The sequence below is a fragment of the Bradyrhizobium sp. CCGUVB14 genome (genome assembly GCF_024199935.1).
In the GTDB taxonomy this organism is placed as follows: Bacteria; Pseudomonadota; Alphaproteobacteria; order Rhizobiales; family Xanthobacteraceae; genus Bradyrhizobium.
In genome coordinates, this window is record NZ_JANADS010000001.1 from 429922 (window position 1) to 445964 (window position 16043).

General features: G+C 64.9%; 16 protein-coding genes. 7 read left to right on the forward strand and 9 right to left on the reverse strand.

The genetic code is table 11. The features are described 5' to 3' along the window. Position 1: 1 nt before the first annotated feature. Positions 2-739: a GyrI-like domain-containing protein gene (locus NLM32_RS02120; protein WP_254127640.1), complete on the reverse strand. Its 738-nt coding sequence runs from the start codon at positions 737-739 to the stop codon at positions 2-4. Between the two features lie 202 nt (positions 740-941). Between NLM32_RS02120 and dapF the strand changes: the two genes are divergently transcribed. Both dapF and mtaB read left to right on the forward strand, forming a co-directional pair. Continuing rightward, positions 942-1817: a diaminopimelate epimerase gene (gene dapF / locus NLM32_RS02125; RefSeq protein WP_254127641.1), complete on the forward strand. Its 876-nt coding sequence runs from the start codon at positions 942-944 to the stop codon at positions 1815-1817. Continuing rightward, complete coding sequence (gene mtaB / locus NLM32_RS02130; RefSeq protein ID WP_254127642.1) at positions 1817-3070, forward strand: tRNA (N(6)-L-threonylcarbamoyladenosine(37)-C(2))-methylthiotransferase MtaB; 1254 nt, start codon at positions 1817-1819, stop codon at positions 3068-3070. Before dapF ends, mtaB begins: the two co-directional genes overlap by 1 nt. Before the next feature lie 156 nt (positions 3071-3226). Here mtaB and NLM32_RS02135 read toward each other — a convergent pair whose 3' ends face one another. Both NLM32_RS02135 and NLM32_RS02140 read right to left on the reverse strand, forming a co-directional pair. Continuing rightward, entirely contained in the window at positions 3227-4336 is a 1110-nt protein-coding gene (locus tag NLM32_RS02135) for a DUF2336 domain-containing protein (RefSeq protein ID WP_254127643.1), read from the reverse strand. A gap of 228 nt (positions 4337-4564) precedes the next feature. Further along, positions 4565-5266 carry an RluA family pseudouridine synthase gene (locus tag NLM32_RS02140; protein WP_254127644.1) on the reverse strand — a complete coding sequence of 234 codons (702 nt, stop codon included), beginning with the start codon at positions 5264-5266 and terminating at the stop codon, positions 4565-4567. Between the two features lie 60 nt (positions 5267-5326). On the opposite strand from NLM32_RS02140, the gene ftsY reads away from it, so the two are divergent. Both ftsY and NLM32_RS02150 read left to right on the forward strand, forming a co-directional pair. Further along, on the forward strand, positions 5327-6274 hold the full coding sequence (ftsY, locus tag NLM32_RS02145; RefSeq protein WP_254127645.1) for a signal recognition particle-docking protein FtsY: 948 nt from the start codon (positions 5327-5329) through the stop codon (positions 6272-6274). A gap of 3 nt (positions 6275-6277) precedes the next feature. Beyond that, positions 6278-6880, forward strand: coding sequence for a septation protein A (locus NLM32_RS02150; RefSeq protein WP_254127646.1), 603 nt, complete (start codon positions 6278-6280; stop codon positions 6878-6880). A 183-nt stretch (positions 6881-7063) separates the two neighbouring features. Here NLM32_RS02150 and NLM32_RS02155 read toward each other — a convergent pair whose 3' ends face one another. From NLM32_RS02155 to ccmA, 5 genes are all read right to left on the reverse strand, one after another. Further along, on the reverse strand, positions 7064-7657 hold the full coding sequence (locus NLM32_RS02155; protein ID WP_254127647.1) for a DsbE family thiol:disulfide interchange protein: 594 nt from the start codon (positions 7655-7657) through the stop codon (positions 7064-7066). Then, positions 7654-7851, reverse strand: coding sequence for a heme exporter protein CcmD (gene ccmD, locus NLM32_RS02160; protein ID WP_254127648.1), 198 nt, complete (start codon positions 7849-7851; stop codon positions 7654-7656). The genes NLM32_RS02155 and ccmD overlap by 4 nt, the downstream gene beginning before the upstream one ends. Next, entirely contained in the window at positions 7848-8633 is a 786-nt protein-coding gene (locus tag NLM32_RS02165) for a heme ABC transporter permease (RefSeq protein ID WP_254127649.1), read from the reverse strand. Before NLM32_RS02165 ends, ccmD begins: the two co-directional genes overlap by 4 nt. Positions 8634-8723: 90 nt before the next feature. Next, complete coding sequence (gene ccmB, locus NLM32_RS02170; protein WP_128963386.1) at positions 8724-9392, reverse strand: heme exporter protein CcmB; 669 nt, start codon at positions 9390-9392, stop codon at positions 8724-8726. Between the two features lie 259 nt (positions 9393-9651). Then, positions 9652-10254, reverse strand: a complete 603-nt coding sequence (gene ccmA / locus NLM32_RS02175) for a heme ABC exporter ATP-binding protein CcmA (RefSeq protein WP_254127650.1) — start codon at positions 10252-10254, stop codon at positions 9652-9654. Positions 10255-10495: 241 nt separating this feature from the next. Between ccmA and acnA the strand changes: the two genes are divergently transcribed. From acnA to NLM32_RS02190, 3 genes are all read left to right on the forward strand, one after another. Beyond that, positions 10496-13216 carry an aconitate hydratase AcnA gene (gene acnA / locus NLM32_RS02180; RefSeq protein WP_254127651.1) on the forward strand — a complete coding sequence of 907 codons (2721 nt, stop codon included), beginning with the start codon at positions 10496-10498 and terminating at the stop codon, positions 13214-13216. A 217-nt stretch (positions 13217-13433) separates the two neighbouring features. Beyond that, a complete protein-coding gene (locus NLM32_RS02185) occupies positions 13434-14213 on the forward strand; it encodes a thioredoxin family protein (RefSeq protein ID WP_254127652.1) in 780 nt (259 codons plus the stop codon). Between the two features lie 614 nt (positions 14214-14827). Beyond that, positions 14828-15199, forward strand: a complete 372-nt coding sequence (locus NLM32_RS02190) for a DUF2794 domain-containing protein (RefSeq protein ID WP_254127653.1) — start codon at positions 14828-14830, stop codon at positions 15197-15199. A gap of 109 nt (positions 15200-15308) precedes the next feature. On the opposite strand, the gene NLM32_RS02195 is transcribed toward NLM32_RS02190, so the two are convergent. Then, positions 15309-15839 (reverse strand): GNAT family N-acetyltransferase, encoded by a 531-nt coding sequence (locus tag NLM32_RS02195; protein WP_254127654.1) that lies wholly within the window; start codon positions 15837-15839, stop codon positions 15309-15311. Positions 15840-16043: the final 204 nt, after the last annotated feature.

Consider the following 16043-nt stretch of genomic DNA (forward strand, 5'->3'; position numbering starts at 1 on the left):
CTCACTTCAGCGGCACGAACACATTGATCACGAGCTTGTCCTCGGCGGTCTTCAGGGGATCGGTGAGGTATTCCTCGATGAACGTGTCTTTGGCTTCCAGCTTCTTGTCGTCGAGGTGATTGGTGATCGCCTCATAGGTGTTGTCCATGTTGTCGTAGGAGCCGCGATGGACGAATTTCAGCGCCTTGCCCTCCGGCGATTTGCCGATGCTCATGTCCTTGGTCAGGTTCTTCGGATCCTGCTCGATCGGGATCTCGGCAAGGAAGGTGAAACCGGTGTCGTCGGTCGAGGTGTAGACGATCATCGAATTGCCGGCGTGTTTGATGCCCTGCTTGTCGAGCAGCGCGTTCAGCGCCTTGAAGGCGTCGACCAGGGTGTCGAAGGCCGAGTCCCAATTGGCAGTGCCCTTGACCATCACGACCTTCTTGGCCTCGAGCGTGGTCTCCAGGCCAAAGGGATCGGCGGTCTGCACCGGGGCGGGCGTGGCGGCCGCGGCGGGCGGCGGGGTTGCCGGGCTCGGCGAGGCGCTGGCCGCCGGCGATGGGGCCGGCGCGGGGGTTGCGGCGGGGGCCGGCGTGGCACTTGCGGCCGGGGAGGGCGTGGCGGATGGTGCCGACGAGGGACTGGCCGACGCGGCGGGTGCCGGGCTTGGGGTCTGTGCGCGAGCGCCGGACAGACCAAGCGATAATGCTGCTGCCGGGATCAGCGCGGCCAGAGCGAGACGACGAAAACCATTCATTTTATTCTCCCCAGACCTTGCCCACCAAGGCCTTAACCCGGCCGTAGATCCCGGCTCGCGCGAACCGCGCCGTTCTAACACGCAAGCGCCGAATTCGTCCCATGACAGATGCGTCATGGCAGGCGTCCCGGGTCTCGACGGCAAAACACTGGCCAAGCCGGCAAGGATCGCCATATAAGGCAGGCGAAATTCAGGAATTTTCATGAGCGCGCTGGCCAACCACGCATTTGCCAAGATGAACGGCATCGGCAACGAGATCGTCGTTGTCGACATGCGCGATTCCGCAGGCCGGGTCACGCCGGACGACGCCCGCGCGGTGGCCTCCGCGGACGGTGGCGTCCCCTATGACCAGCTCATGGTGCTGCAGAAGCCTCGGCTCGACGGCACCGAAGCCTTCATCAGCATCTACAACAATGACGGCTCCGAAGCCGGTGCCTGCGGCAACGGGATGCGCTGCGTGGTTCGCCGCATTTTCGAGAAGAGCGGACAGGCCACGGCGACCTTCGAGACGGCGGCCGGCCTGCTCAATGCCTGGCAGGGCCCGGCGTCAGACCTCTACACCGTCGATATGGGCGCGCCGAAGTTCGGCTGGCAGGACATTCCGCTGGCGGAAGAGTTTCGCGACACCCGCTACATCGAATTGCAGATCGGGCCGATCGACAAGCCGATCCTGCATTCGCCGTCCGTGGTCAGCATGGGCAATCCGCACGCGATCTTCTGGGTCGACGACGTCAACGCCTATGATCTCGAGCGCTTTGGTCCGCTCCTGGAAAATCATCCGATCTTCCCCGAGCGCGCCAACATCACGCTGGCTCATATCGTCGATCGCGAGCACGTCACGATGCGTACCTGGGAGCGCGGTGCGGGTCTCACCCGGGCCTGCGGCTCGGCGGCCTGTGCGACCGCGGTTGCGGCGGCACGCCTGAAGCGCACCGAACGCAAGGTCGAGATGACGCTGCCGGGCGGCAAGCTCGGCATCGAATGGCGCGAGCGCGACGACCACGTGCTGATGACGGGCACCGCGACCTTCGAATATGAAGGCAATTTCGATCCGGCGCTGTTTGCGCCGGCCGGGTAATGGCTGTCGAGGTCGTCACTTTCGGCTGCCGCCTCAATGCTTTCGAGGCCGAGGTGATCCGCCGCGAAGCGGAGGGCGCCGGTCTTTCCGATACCATCGTCATCAACAGCTGCGCCGTCACCAACGAGGCGGTGGCGCAGGCGCGGCAGTCGATCCGCAAGTTGAAACGCGAACGGCCCGGTGCGCGCATCGTCGTTACCGGCTGCGCGGCTCAGACGCAAAGCGATATGTTCGCCGAGATGGCCGAGGTCGATCGCGTCGTCGGCAATGACGACAAGATGCGCGGTGAAGCCTGGCGCGCGGCGCGGGATGCCTTCGATCTCGGCGCCAGCGAGAAGATCGCGGTCAGCGACATCATGTCCGTGCGGGAGATGGCGCCGCATCTGATCGACGGTTTTGCGAGCGGCCTGCCGCGGGTGTTCGTGCAGGTGCAGAACGGCTGCGATCATCGCTGCACCTTCTGCATCATTCCCTATGGCCGCGGTAATTCGCGCTCGGTGCCGATGGGCGCGGTGGTCGATCAGGTGCGGACGCTGGTGGAGCGCGGTCATGCCGAGATCGTGCTGACCGGCGTCGATCTCACCAGCTACGGCGCCGATCTGCCGGGCGCACCAAAGCTCGGCATGCTGACCAGGCAGATCCTGCGGCATGTGCCGGAGCTGAAGCGGCTGCGCATCTCCTCGATCGATTCGATCGAGGCCGACATCGATCTGTTGGATGCCATCGCCGACGACGCGCGGCTGATGCCGCATCTGCATCTGTCGCTGCAATCCGGCGACGACATGATTCTGAAGCGCATGAAGCGGCGGCATTCGCGTCAGGATGCGCTTGCGTTCTGCGATCAGGTGCGCCGGCTGCGCCCTGACATCGTTTTCGGTGCCGACATCATCGCGGGTTTTCCGACCGAGACCGAGGAGATGTTCTCGCGCTCGCTCGATCTGGTCGACGAATGCGGCCTGACATTCCTGCACGTTTTCCCCTATTCCCCGCGTCCCGGCACGCCGGCCGCGCGGATGCCGCAGGTCGCCGGCGGTGCGATCAAGGCCCGTGCGAAGCGGCTGCGCGCAGCGGGCGAGGCCGCGTTGCGGCAGCGGCTGCAAGCCGAGATCGGCGCGATGCGCGACGTGCTGATCGAGAGCGAGGAGCAGGGGCGCACCGAGCATTATCTGCCGGTGGCGATTGCGGGCGAGCGCGTCGGCAGCGTCGTGCCGCTGGCGATCGCCGGCTGCGATGGCGAGCGGCTGACGGTGTGATTCTTCCCTTCTCCCCTTGCGGGAGAAGGTGGCGCGAAGCGCCGGATGAGGGGTTGCTTCCGCAAGCACGCAGTTGAGTTAGAGGAGAGAGACCCCTCACCCGTCTCGCCGCTACGCGACGAGCCACCCTCTCCCACAAGGGGAGAGGGGAAGGGTCTACGACGCCCGCACCTGCCAGAACCGCAGCGTGCGTCGTGCATTCTCCGGCGACATGCGGGCGAAATTGCTCTGCGCTCTCGCAACATCCGCCGGCTTCATGGCGCCTGTCGCAAAGCGGCTTTCGAGCACGGCGGCGGTGGTTTCCCAGCTCAGTTGCGCCGCCTTGCACGGCACCAGCAGACCGTCTTCGCGCAGGCTCTGCATCAGCGGACGAATCACCTCGACGGTCGATCCTGACAAGGCTGCGAGAGCTGCCACGGCCTCCTCGTAGCGTCGGTGTCTTGCAAAACCGAGCAGCGTCGCCTCGCTGAGCTGGCCGGATGCCTTGAGACTGGCAATCGCCCGCTTGGCGCCTTCGAAATCGCGGACGCCGGACATCTCGCGTTCGACGCCAACCGTGACCGCGGCAATCGCACTCTGGATCTCATCGAACAGATCGGGCGGCGCGCGCGACAGCAGCCGGGTGCGAACCGTATCCGTCGCGGAACGCAGCAATTGGCGGCGCAGGTCCGACGGCAGGTCGACGCGGACGCCGACGCTCACCGCGAGCTCGGGATCGCTCTCGGCCTGTCCGACGACGACGGCAAATCCCTTGCCGGACATGCGCGCGCCGGGATTGGCGGCGAGACGCCGGCTGACGCTGGGATAACGACGCGCCAGCAGCGCGTCGGTGACGATCTCCTTCAGCCACCAGCGGCCGGCGACCGCGAGCAGATGCGTTTCGCCCTTGGATGATGCGATCCTCACTAGCTCGCCGTCGTCGAGGCGTGCGGATTCCTGCAGCACCGGACCGGCGATACGGATCTCGTCATTGTTGGCGAGGCGGCGGATGACGGAGGGCGGGGCCTGCGCGACCGGCGCGAGCTGGGCGCTGATCTCGGCGAGCGCGACGCGTGCACCCATGTCGGCGATAGCGCGCAGCTCGATGGTGCCGATCAGGCGTTCGAGTACGTCGTCGAACAGCGCGACCTGCTCGTCGTCAAAACTTCCGGCGGAGGACAGGAACAGGTCGGTGACGCGCCGGGCCGTTTCGAGGCCCTTTTCCGCGGAGCCCAGTCGAATGGCGGATTCGACCTCGTCGACAATCGATAGCTCGGCCTTGGACATGACGCGTTGCTCGTCCTGAGCGGATGGGAGGCTTGTTCTAAGCAACCGCTATCATTAGAGACGAGCCCTGAACGTTTCGTAAACCATGGCTTGGTAGCCGAGCACTCCTCCTCATCCTGAGGAGCCCGCAAAGCGGGCGTCTCGAAGGATGGCCGCAGGCGAGATGCGGGCCTTCATGGTTCGAGACGGCGCCGACGCGCCTCCTCACCATGAGCGTTGAGCAATTTGCTATTCCCCGTTCCAGCCGCAGGCGCGGAGTTTTTCGTGCATGTGGGGCGGAGCGGGCGCGACCACGCGGACCGGGTCCTTGTTCCGGGAGATCGGCACCACGATCTCGCGGGAATGCAGGTGCAGCTTCGGCTCGCCGAAGCGCGGACCGTTGCCGTAAATGTTATCGCCGAAGATCGGCCAGCCAGTCGCCGACGAATGCACCCGCAATTGATGGGTCCGGCCGGTGACCGGTTCCATGGCGAGCCAGGTGAAACCGTCGCCCCGGCCCATCACCTTCCAGTTGGTGACGGCCTTCTGCCCCTCCGGATCAGGCTTCTGCCACCAGCCGCGCTCGGCATTGAGCCGGCCGAGCGGCATGTCGACGGTGCCTTCGTCTTCGGCAGGGCCACCCTCGACCACGGTCCAGTAGGTCTTGCCGATCTTGCCATGCTTGAACAGGAGGCCGAGCGAGGCGGTCGCCTTGCGATGGCGGCCGAGCACCAGGCAGCCGGAGGTGTCCTTGTCCAGCCGGTGGGCCAGCACCGGCGGCCGCGGCAGGCCGAAGCAGAGCGCGTTGAAGGAGTCCTCCAGATTGGCGCCGCCCTTGGGACCGCGATGCACCGGCAGGCCGGCCGGCTTGTCGATGATCAGCATCAGCCCGTCGCGGTGGAGCACGCGCGCCAAAATCTGGTCGGCGGTCAATTCGGGAACATCGAGCAATTGCAGGACCTTTGGACAAGACTTTCGTTTAGGGGCGGGAACGGCTAACACACCCCCGCCATGAACGATACCACGTCAGATCCCCCCAAGCTGAGCTGGTGGCGCCGCCTGTCCAACGGGCTGAAGCGCACCTCGTCCTCGCTCGGGACCGCGGTCGCCGACCTCGTCACCAAGCGCAAGCTCGACCGTGCCATGCTCGACGACATCGAGGATGTGCTGCTGCGCGCCGACCTCGGCACCTCGGTCGCGGTGCGGATCGCGGACGCGGTCGGCACCGGGCGCTACGACAAGGCGATCTCGGCCGACGAGGTCAAGGACGTGGTCGCGACCGAGGTCGAGAAGGTGCTGGCGCCGGTCGCAAAACCGCTCGAGATCGATGCGGCCAGGAAGCCGTTCGTGATCCTCGTGGTCGGCGTCAATGGCTCCGGCAAGACCACCACCATCGGAAAGCTCTCGCAGAAATTCGCATCCGAAGGCCGCAAAGTGATGCTGGCTGCCGGCGACACGTTTCGCGCAGCCGCGATCGAGCAGCTCAAGGTCTGGGGCGAGCGCACCAAGACCCCGGTCATTGCCGGCGCGCAGGGCTCGGACTCGGCGAGCCTCGCCTTCAATGCGCTGACGGCGGCGAAAGAGCAGGCCGTCGATGTGCTCCTGATCGACACCGCCGGCCGCCTGCAGAACAAGGCCGAGCTGATGAACGAGCTCGAGAAGGTCGTGCGCGTGATCCGCAAGGTGGACGACACTGCGCCGCATGCCGTGCTGCTGGTGCTGGACGCAACCGTTGGCCAGAATGCGCTGTCGCAGGTCGAGGCCTTCCATCGCACTGCCGGCGTCACCGGCCTCGTGATGACCAAGCTCGACGGCACCGCCCGCGGGGGCATTCTGGTGGCGCTCGCGGAAAAATTCAAACTGCCGGTGCATTTCATCGGCGTCGGCGAAGGCGTCGACGATCTCGCGCCGTTCACCGCGCGCGATTTCGCCCGTGCCATCGCCGGAATCGAAAGCTAGAGAATGGACAAGACCCAGCCGCATCCGCTGTTCAAGCTTGCGACCGAGCTCGGTCCGCTGCTCGTGTTCTTCTTCGTCAATGCGAAGTTCAATCTGTTCGCCGCGACCGGCGCCTTCATGGTCGCGATCGTGGCGGCGATGGTCGCCTCTTACGTGGTGACGCGCCACATCCCGATCATGGCGATCGTGACCGGCGTGATCGTGCTGGTGTTCGGCACGCTGACGCTGGTGCTGCACGACGAGACCTTCATCAAGGTCAAGCCGACCATCATCTACGGGCTGTTTGCCGCGATCCTCGGCGGCGGGCTTCTTTTCGGCCGCTCCTTCATCGCCGTGATGTTCGACCAGATGTTCAATCTGACGCCGCAGGGCTGGCGTATCCTCACCTTGCGCTGGGCGCTGTTCTTCGCCGGCATGGCGGTGCTGAACGAGATCGTCTGGCGCACCCAGAGCACGGACTTCTGGGTGAACTTCAAGGTGTTCGGCGTCACGCCCATCACCATGATCTTCGCCATCGCCCAGATGCCGCTGACCAAGCGCTACGGCGTCGAGCCGGTCTCGCTGGAGACCAGCGAGGCCGAGGCGGGGGATGTGCGGAAGGGGTGAGGGTCTTTCGCGAGCGAAGGCGCGCAACCCACCCTCATCTGTCATCGCCCGACTTGATCGGGCGATCCAGTATTCCAGAGACAACAGTGAGATACGGAGAGGCCGCGGCGTACTGGATGCCCCGGTCAAGCCGGGGCATGACTGCAGTGTGTGTGGCCGAGTGCCTCGCGCACGAGCGCCGCGTCAGCTCCCCGCCTTCAACGCCTTCACCATCTGCGGCAGCAGCACCGCCCTGTAATTTTCCGGCGTGATCGGGCCGACCAGCTTGTAGACGATGGTGCCCTCGGGGCCGACGACGAAGGTCTCCGGCACGCCATAGACGCCCCATTCGATCGAGGCGCGGCCGTTGGCGTCGGTGCCGACGCGGCCGAACGGATTGCCGTAGCGGCCGAGGAAACGCCGCGCGTTGTCGGGCGCATCCTTGTAATTGATGCCGACCATCTGGAAGCGCTTGTCGCCGGCGAGCTCGGTCAGCAGCGGCGCTTCGTCGTGACAGGGCACGCACCAGGAGGCCCAGACGTTGACGAGGCTGACCTTGCCCTTGAACGCGGCGGGATCGAGCCCGGGCACCTGCGCGCCGCCGGCCTGCAATCCCTCGAGCGGCGGCAGCGTGGTCTGCGGCGCGGGCCGGCCGATCAGCGCGGACGGAATTCGCGAAGGATCGCCGCTGCCGAGCCGGAACCAGAACAGCACGGCAAGGGCGATGAAGGCGAGCAGCGGCAGCACCATCAGGAAGGTGCGGCGCTGCGGCGGTGCCGAGGTCGATTGCTCGCTCATGTCGTCGTTCTTGGCGTGTCCACGGCGCTGCGGCCCGAGCGGCGGGTGACGCCGCTGCGGTCGAGCGCGCGCAAGCGCTGGGTCTGGTTGCGATAGTCGAACACGACCCAGCCGATCAGGATCGCGACAACGATGGCTGCGGCCGCATAGGATGTCACGATGAAGGATGCGTAGGGACCGAGCGACATCGTCATGCAGCTCCCTCTGACGCGTTTCCTTGACGCGAACCGGGGCTTAACTCGCTTGAAAACGCGACGCGGCTCGCCTGCATCATCTGCAGGGAGCGGACACGGCGTCGCAAAATCTCGTTGCGCATCGCAGCCAGGTGCAGCGTGACGAACAGCAGCGTGAATGCGATCGCCATCACGAGAAGTGGAATCAGGAACGATTTGTCGAGCGTCGAGCCGCCCATGCGCATCACCGAGGCCGGTTGATGCAGCGTATTCCACCAATCGACCGAGAATTTGATGATCGGCAGATTGATCGCGCCGACCAGCGTCAGCACGGCGGCTGCGCGTGCCGCGCGCGAGGGATCTTCCACCGCGCGCCACAGCGCCATCAGGCCGAGATACATCAGAAAGAGAATCAGCACCGACGTCAGCCGCGCATCCCATTCCCAATAGGTGCCCCACATCGGCCGGCCCCACAGCGAGCCCGTCAGCAGCGCCAGGAAGGTGAAGGCTGCGCCGATGGGAGCTGCGGCTTTCGCGGCGACGTCGGCCAGCGGATGCCGCCAAACCAATGTTCCCAGTGAAGCCACGCTCATCACGCCCCAGACGAACATCGACAGCCACGCATTGGGCACGTGGATGAACATGATCTTCACGGTCGCGCCCTGCTGATAATCGTCGGGCGCGTACGCCGATTGATAGAGGCCGATCGCGAGCAGGATGACGGTCGCGGCCGCGAGCCACGGCAGCACCCGCGCTGAGAGCGCGAGGAACCTGGTGGGATTGGCGAGGTCGATCAGCGTCATGGTAATCTGATAATCACAGGTCGGCGCTCACGCAATCAGCACGAATGCGCGTAGCGAAAGTTGATCGGGGTCAAGGCAAGCGAACTCATTTCAGTCCAGTCCATGTTTCAGGCTCGCCGCCGCCGCAAACGGGCCGATCACGAGGCTGACCAGCGACAGCGCACAGAGGATCGAGAACGGCGCGCCGAACGTCATGGGGCCGACGATCGCGGCCTGCGAGGCCGCAACCCCGAAGATCAGGACCGGAATCGACAGCGGCAGCACCAGCACGGCCATCAGCAGCCCGCCGCGATGCAGGGTCACTGCCAGCGCCGCGCCGATCATGCCGGTAAAGGTCAGCGCCGGCGTGCCCGCCAGCAGCGTCAGCGCCACCGCACCGGTCGCAACCATGTCGAGGTTGAGCAAGAGGCCCAGCACCGGGGTTGCGACAATCAGCGGCAGGCCGGCCGCCAGCCAATGCGCCAGCGCCTTGGCCGCGCAGGCGAGTTCCAGCGGCGTCCGGCTCATCGTGATCAGGTCGAGCGAGCCGTCCTCGTGGTCGGCCATGAACAGCCGGTCCAGAGTCAGCAGGCTCGCCAGCAGTGCCCCGAGCCACAGGATCGCCGGTCCCAGCCGCGACAACAGCGCCAGGTCCGGCCCCACCGCAAACGGCATCAGCACCACCACGGTCAGGAAGAACAGCACGCCGATCAGCGCCCCGCCGCCGACGCGGAGCGCGATCCGGATGTCCCGGCGAATGAGGGCGGCGAGGGCGGTCATGGGGTGGCCCCCCTAAGGTCGCGCGCCGGCTGCGGGCACACTGTGCTCCCTCCCCCCTTGTGGGGGAGGGTCGGAGAGGGGGGTAGCCCCGGGAGAGATGTTTTTGAGAAGCGGGCCGCCAACCGGGCGCCTGCGTCGGCAACGCTAGAACCGAAATGCCTTGCCGTGCGGCACCCCCCTCCCTGACCCTCCCCCACAAGGGGGGAGGGAACGGAGAGAGCGACACCTAGCCGCTCGAAAAGCTGAGGGTCTGTCGGAATCACATTGCACCCCCGATCCGCAGCTCCCGCGATTCGATGCCGAGCGGCCCATGCGTTGCGGCAATAATCATCCCACCGCGGGCGAGATGGTCTCGCATCAACCCGCCGAACATGTCCTGGCCGGCGGCATCCAGCGCATTGGTCGGCTCGTCCAGCAGCCAGACCGGGCGGCGGACCGTCAGCAGCCGGGCCAGCGACAGTCGGCGGCGCTGGCCGGCCGACAGGAAGGCCGCGGGCAGATGGGTGGCGTGGTCGAGGCCGACGGTGGCGAGGCTTTGCGCGGCGTCGCCGCGCTCGCCGCCCAGAAAATCAGCCCAGAATGACAGATTTTCAGCCACGCTCAGCGCGGGCTTGAGGGCATCGCGGTGGCCGAGATAGTGGCATTGCTCGGGCAGCGTCATGTCGGCGTCGCCCCCGTCCAGTACGATTGTGCCGCCGGCCGGAATGAGCAGACCGGCAATCAGCCGCAGCAGCGAGGTTTTGCCGGATCCGTTGCGCCCCGTCACCGCCACGGCTTCGCCGGAGACCGCCTCGAAATCGAGCGCCGAAAACACCTCGCGGCCGCCCCGCACGCAAGTCACGCCGCGTCCGGACAGCTGCATCTGGCCTGGTCTCAACCCGCTCAAGCCATGCCTCAGGAAACCTTGGGGTAGCGCATCAGAATTTTTGGCTCGCGACTTGCTCGGTACGTTTGTGGCTGTGGCGGCGCGGTTAGAAAGCTTCTATAAGCCCGGAACTACTTGATGCAGCAACTCAACCTGCCCCTGCAAGCGACCCAGCCGGATTCGCTGACGGTGTTAAAATACCCCCTGCCGGGTATAACTAACAATTGGGATTTCCTACATGACCTCGCTCGACAGCTTCAAATGCAAAAAGACCCTCAAGGTCGGCGCCAAGACCTATGTGTATTACAGCCTGCCCACGGCCGAGAAGAATGGTCTGAAGGGAATTTCGAAACTTCCCTATTCGATGAAGGTCCTGCTCGAGAACCTCCTCCGCAATGAGGACGGCCGCTCGGTCAAGAAAGAGGACATCGTCGCGGTCTCGAAGTGGCTGCGCAAGAAGTCGCTGGAGCATGAGATCGCATTCCGCCCGGCGCGCGTGCTGATGCAGGATTTCACCGGCGTGCCGGCGGTGGTCGATCTCGCCGCGATGCGTAACGCGATGCAGAAGCTCGGCGGCGATGCCGAGAAGATCAATCCGCTGGTCCCCGTCGATCTCGTCATCGACCACTCCGTGATCGTGAACTTCTTCGGCGACAACAAGGCTTTCGGCAAGAACGTCGCCGAGGAGTACAAGCAGAACCAGGAGCGCTACGAGTTCCTGAAGTGGGGCCAGAAGGCGTTCTCGAACTTCTCCGTCGTGCCGCCCGGCACCGGCATCTGCCACCAGGTCAATCTCGAATATCTCTCCCAGACGGTGTGGACCAAGAAGGAGAAGATGACGGTCGGCAAGAAGACCGGCACCTTCGAGGTCGCCTATCCCGACTCGCTCGTCGGCACCGACTCCCACACCACCATGGTCAACGGTCTCGCCGTGCTCGGCTGGGGCGTCGGCGGCATCGAGGCGGAAGCCTGCATGCTCGGTCAGCCGTTGTCGATGCTGCTGCCCAACGTCGTCGGCTTCAAGCTGAAGGGCGCGATGAAGGAAGGCGTCACCGCGACCGACCTCGTGCTGACCGTCACGCAGATGCTGCGCAAGCTCGGCGTGGTCGGCAAGTTCGTCGAGTTCTTCGGCCCCGGCCTCGACAATCTCTCCGTCGCCGACAAGGCGACCATCGCCAACATGGCGCCGGAATATGGTGCGACCTGCGGCTTCTTCCCGGTCGACGCTGCTGCGATCGATTACCTCAAGACCTCCGGCCGCGCCGCACCGCGCGTCGCGCTGGTGCAGGCCTATGCGAAGGCGCAAGGGCTCTTCCGCACCGCCAAGTCGGCTGATCCGGTGTTCACGGAAACGCTGACGCTCGATCTCGCCGACGTCGTGCCGTCGATGGCCGGTCCGAAGCGTCCCGAAGGCCGCATCGCGCTGCCATCGGTCGCCGAAGGCTTTTCGCTCGCGCTCGGCACCGAGTACAAGAAGGCGGAGGAGCCCAACAAGCGCTTTGCCGTCGAAGGCAAGAACTACGAGATCGGCCATGGCGACGTCGTGATCGCCGCCATCACCTCCTGCACCAACACCTCGAACCCGAGCGTGCTGATCGGTGCCGGCCTCCTGGCGCGCAACGCCGCCGCCAAGGGCCTGAAGGCAAAGCCGTGGGTGAAGACTTCGCTGGCTCCGGGCAGCCAGGTGGTCGCGGGCTATCTCGCCGATTCCGGCCTGCAGGCAGATCTCGACAAGGTCGGCTTCAACCTGGTCGGCTTCGGCTGCACCACCTGCATCGGCAATTCCGGTCCGCTGCCGGAAGAGATCTCGAAGTCGATCAACGACAACGGCATCGTCGCCGCTGCCGTGCTCTCCGGTAACCGCAACTTCGAAGGCCGCGTCTCGCCGGACGTGCAGGCGAACTATCTGGCCTCGCCGCCGCTGGTCGTCGCACACGCGCTCGCCGGCAGCGTCACCAAGAACCTTGCCGTCGAGCCGCTCGGCGAAGGCAAGGACGGCAAGCCGGTCTACCTCAAGGACATCTGGCCGACGACGAAGGAGATCAACGCCTTCATGAAGAAGTTCGTGACCGCGTCGATCTTCAAGAAGAAGTATGCCGACGTGTTCAAGGGCGACACCAACTGGCGCAAGATCAAGACGGTCGAGAGCGAGACCTATCGCTGGAACATGTCGTCGACCTATGTGCAGAACCCGCCCTATTTCGACGGCATGAAGAAGGAGCCGGAGCCGGTCACCGATATCGTCGAGGCGCGCATCCTCGCCATGTTCGGCGACAAGATCACCACCGACCACATCTCGCCGGCCGGTTCGATCAAGCTCACCTCGCCCGCTGGCAAATATCTCAGCGAGCACCAGGTGCGTCCCGCCGACTTCAACCAGTACGGCACGCGTCGCGGCAATCATGAAGTCATGATGCGCGGCACCTTCGCCAACATCCGCATCAAGAACTTCATGCTGAAGGGCGCGGATGGAAACATTCCGGAAGGCGGTCTCACCAAGCACTGGCCCGACGGCGAGCAGATGTCGATCTACGACGCCGCGATGAAGTACCAGCAGGAGCAGGTGCCGCTGGTGGTGTTCGCCGGCGCCGAATACGGCAACGGCTCGTCGCGCGACTGGGCTGCGAAGGGGACGCGTCTGCTCGGCGTTCGCGCCGTGATCTGCCAGAGCTTCGAGCGCATCCATCGCTCCAACCTGGTCGGTATGGGCGTGCTGCCGCTGACCTTCGAGGACGGCACCTCCTGGTCGTCGCTCGGCCTGAAGGGCGACGAGAAGGTCACGCTGCGTGGCCTGGTCGGCGACCTGAAGCCGCGCCAGAAGCTGACCGCGGAAATCGTCTCCGGCGACGGTTCGTTGCAGCGCGTTTCGCTGCTTTGCCGCATCGATACGCTGGACGAGCTCGATTACTACCGGAACGGCGGTATCCTGCACTATGTGCTGCGCAAGCTCGCGGCCTAAGCGCGAATTTGTGAACGGTGGCTCACCGCGACGTGAGTAGAAGGTTAAACGAAGGCGGCCTATCACAAGGCCGCCTTTGTACGTTTGCGGCATGTTTCAGGTGGGCCCGCCCGGCGAACAGTTCGCATCGGACGGTTGAATGTGCCGCGCCCGTAAGATTACGGTGACCATCAGGCGATAGGATATCCCTCCCCGACGACGAGATGTGACGTTCGACATGACTGGAATGATGGCTTCTCATTTGGTTTCGCGATGGTCCGGCGCACTCTGGTCGGGAGCGCTCGGCATCTGCGCTATCGTCGCTGTCATCCGTCCCGCCCAGGCCGATCCCCGCGCCGTGGTCGAGCTCTTCACGTCGCAGGGCTGCTCGTCCTGCCCGCCCGCCGACAAAGTCATCGGCGACCTCGCCAAGGATCCTTCGATCATCGCGCTGAGCATGCCGATCGACTATTGGGATTATCTCGGCTGGAAGGACACGCTGGCAGATTCACGTTTCTCGGCGCGGCAGCGCGCCTATTCACGCATGCGCGGTGACCGCGAGGTCTACACGCCGCAGGTCGTGGTCAACGGCGCCACCCACGTCATCGGCAGCGATCGCTCCGGCATCGAAAACGCGATCGACAAGACCGACACGAGCACTGGCGTGATGAGCGTGCCGGTGACGATGTCGCTGGCGGGCAAGCAGATCAACGTGTCGGTGGCCGCGAGCAAAGAGCCGGCGATCTCGCACGGCGAGGTCTGGATCTGCTCGATTGCGAAGTCGGTGCCGATCGAAATCAGCCGCGGCGAAAATCGCGGTCAGCAGATCACCTACCACAACGTCGTGCGCAATCTGCTCAAGGTCGGCGACTGGAACGGACATCCGGAAAGCTGGACGGTCCCGCTGGAGAATCTCACCTCGCGCGATGGCGTCGACGGCGCGGTGGTCTATGTCCAGGACGGCAGCCGCGAGAAGCCCGGTGCGATGCTGGGCGCGGCGTACACGTCGCTGCACTGAAGCGCGCTTCGCATTCGCTCTGCCACGTACTCCATCTCAATCATCATGATGAGGAGCGCGCTCTTGCGCGCGTCTCGAGCCATGCAGGCCCGCTGACGCATCCCGGCCTTTCATCCTTCGAGACGCCGCGAATGCGCGGCTCCTCAGGATGAGGGGCGAGAGGCTTCGCGCGGATGTTCGGAGAGCAGTTCGTCGCGGCGGCAACACCCCGACACAAACAAAAAAGGACCAACTTGCGTTGGCCCTCCTTGTCGCGCGTACAGACCCGATCCTGTCCGACCCCGGGGGGCTGGGGGCTGAGGAATCCGGAACCGAAAGGACCGGGTCAACGCACATAAGTCTTTTCGCAATGCAGGGCGGCGGGCGATGGGCGGAAAAGCGGCGATCCTGTGATTCTTGCTAACGATCCCGTGACGGTTTGCCGCTGAGAAGTTCCACCGTTGCGTGTGTCATGATTCGCAACCCGGGCGAGCTGAGCGGCGGTCCCTCAAGAGGTCCTTCAAGAGGCCCTTGCGGCGGGGAACGGTTGGCGCAATCATGCAATTGTCATGATCCGCGGCTCCGGGGACGGTCTTCGCGGAGGCGGGTCGTGCTGATGCGACAGGAGGCGCTGCATGAGTTTGACGCCGGAGGATGCCGATCCGAGCGAGCAGCGCGCAGTGGCGCGCCCCGCCGCTGCGAACGCCCAGCCGAACCGGGTGACGTTCAACCGGCTCGAGCTGAACCGAATTCTCAATCTCTATGGCCGCATGGTGGCCGACGGCGAGTGGCGCGACTATGCCATCGACTTCCTGAAGGACCGTGCGGTGTTCTCGGTCTATCGCCGCGCCTCCGAAGTGCCGATCTATCGCATCGAGAAGGATCCGCGGCTGGCCCGCAAGCAGGGCATGTACAGCGTGATCACGGCGACCGGCCTGATCCTGCGCCGCGGCCACGAGCTCGACCGCGTGCTGCTGGTGATCGACCGGAAGCTGGCGGTGGTGTAGCCAAGCGAACGGTGCCGTAGGGTGGGCAAAGCGAAGCGTGCCCACGACCTTTTGAGATAGAGAGAGATGGTGGGCACGGCGCTTCGCGCCTTTGCCCACCCTACGAGACTTATTGCCCCGGCACCGTCTTCGCGCCCTCGCCGAGATCCCGCTGCATCATCACCGTATCCAGCCAGCGGCCGAATTTCAGGCCGACATTCGGATGCGTGCCGATCATCTTGAAGCCGCCCCTGGTGTGCACGCCGATCGAGCCGGCATTGGCGGAATCGCCGATCACCGCGATCATCTGGCGGAAGCCGCGCCCCTCGCATTCGGTGATCAGCCGCTCCAGCAGCATCGAGCCGATGCCGCGGCGGTGGAAGGAGGGGTCGAGATAGATCGAGTTCTCGACCGTGAAGCGATAGGCCGGACGGGGCCGGTAGGCGCCGGCATAGGCGTAGCCGGCGACGCGGCCGTCGAGGATGGCGACGAAATAGGGATAGCCACCGTCGACCAGCGCGCGATAGCGCCGCGTCATTTCGGCGAGGTCGGGCGGCTCCAGCTCGAACGTCGCGGTGCCCTCGCGGACGGCCTGCTGATAGATGGCGGTGATGGCGGGGAGGTCGGCCTCGATGGTGGGCCTGATTTCGGGTGCGGACATGGGGGGAAGATTAGAGCGTTCTCGCCACGGCTGGAAGGGGCAGGGATGCTTCCTTACCCGTCATTGCGAGCGCAGCGAAGCAATCCAGAAATGCGTCCGCGTCGGGGCTCTGGATTGCTTCCGTCTTCGCCAAAGGCTTTTGCGGACAACAAGTTGTCGCGAGAGCCAGCCCCAAACAAAAACCCCGGCCTTTCGGCCGGGGTT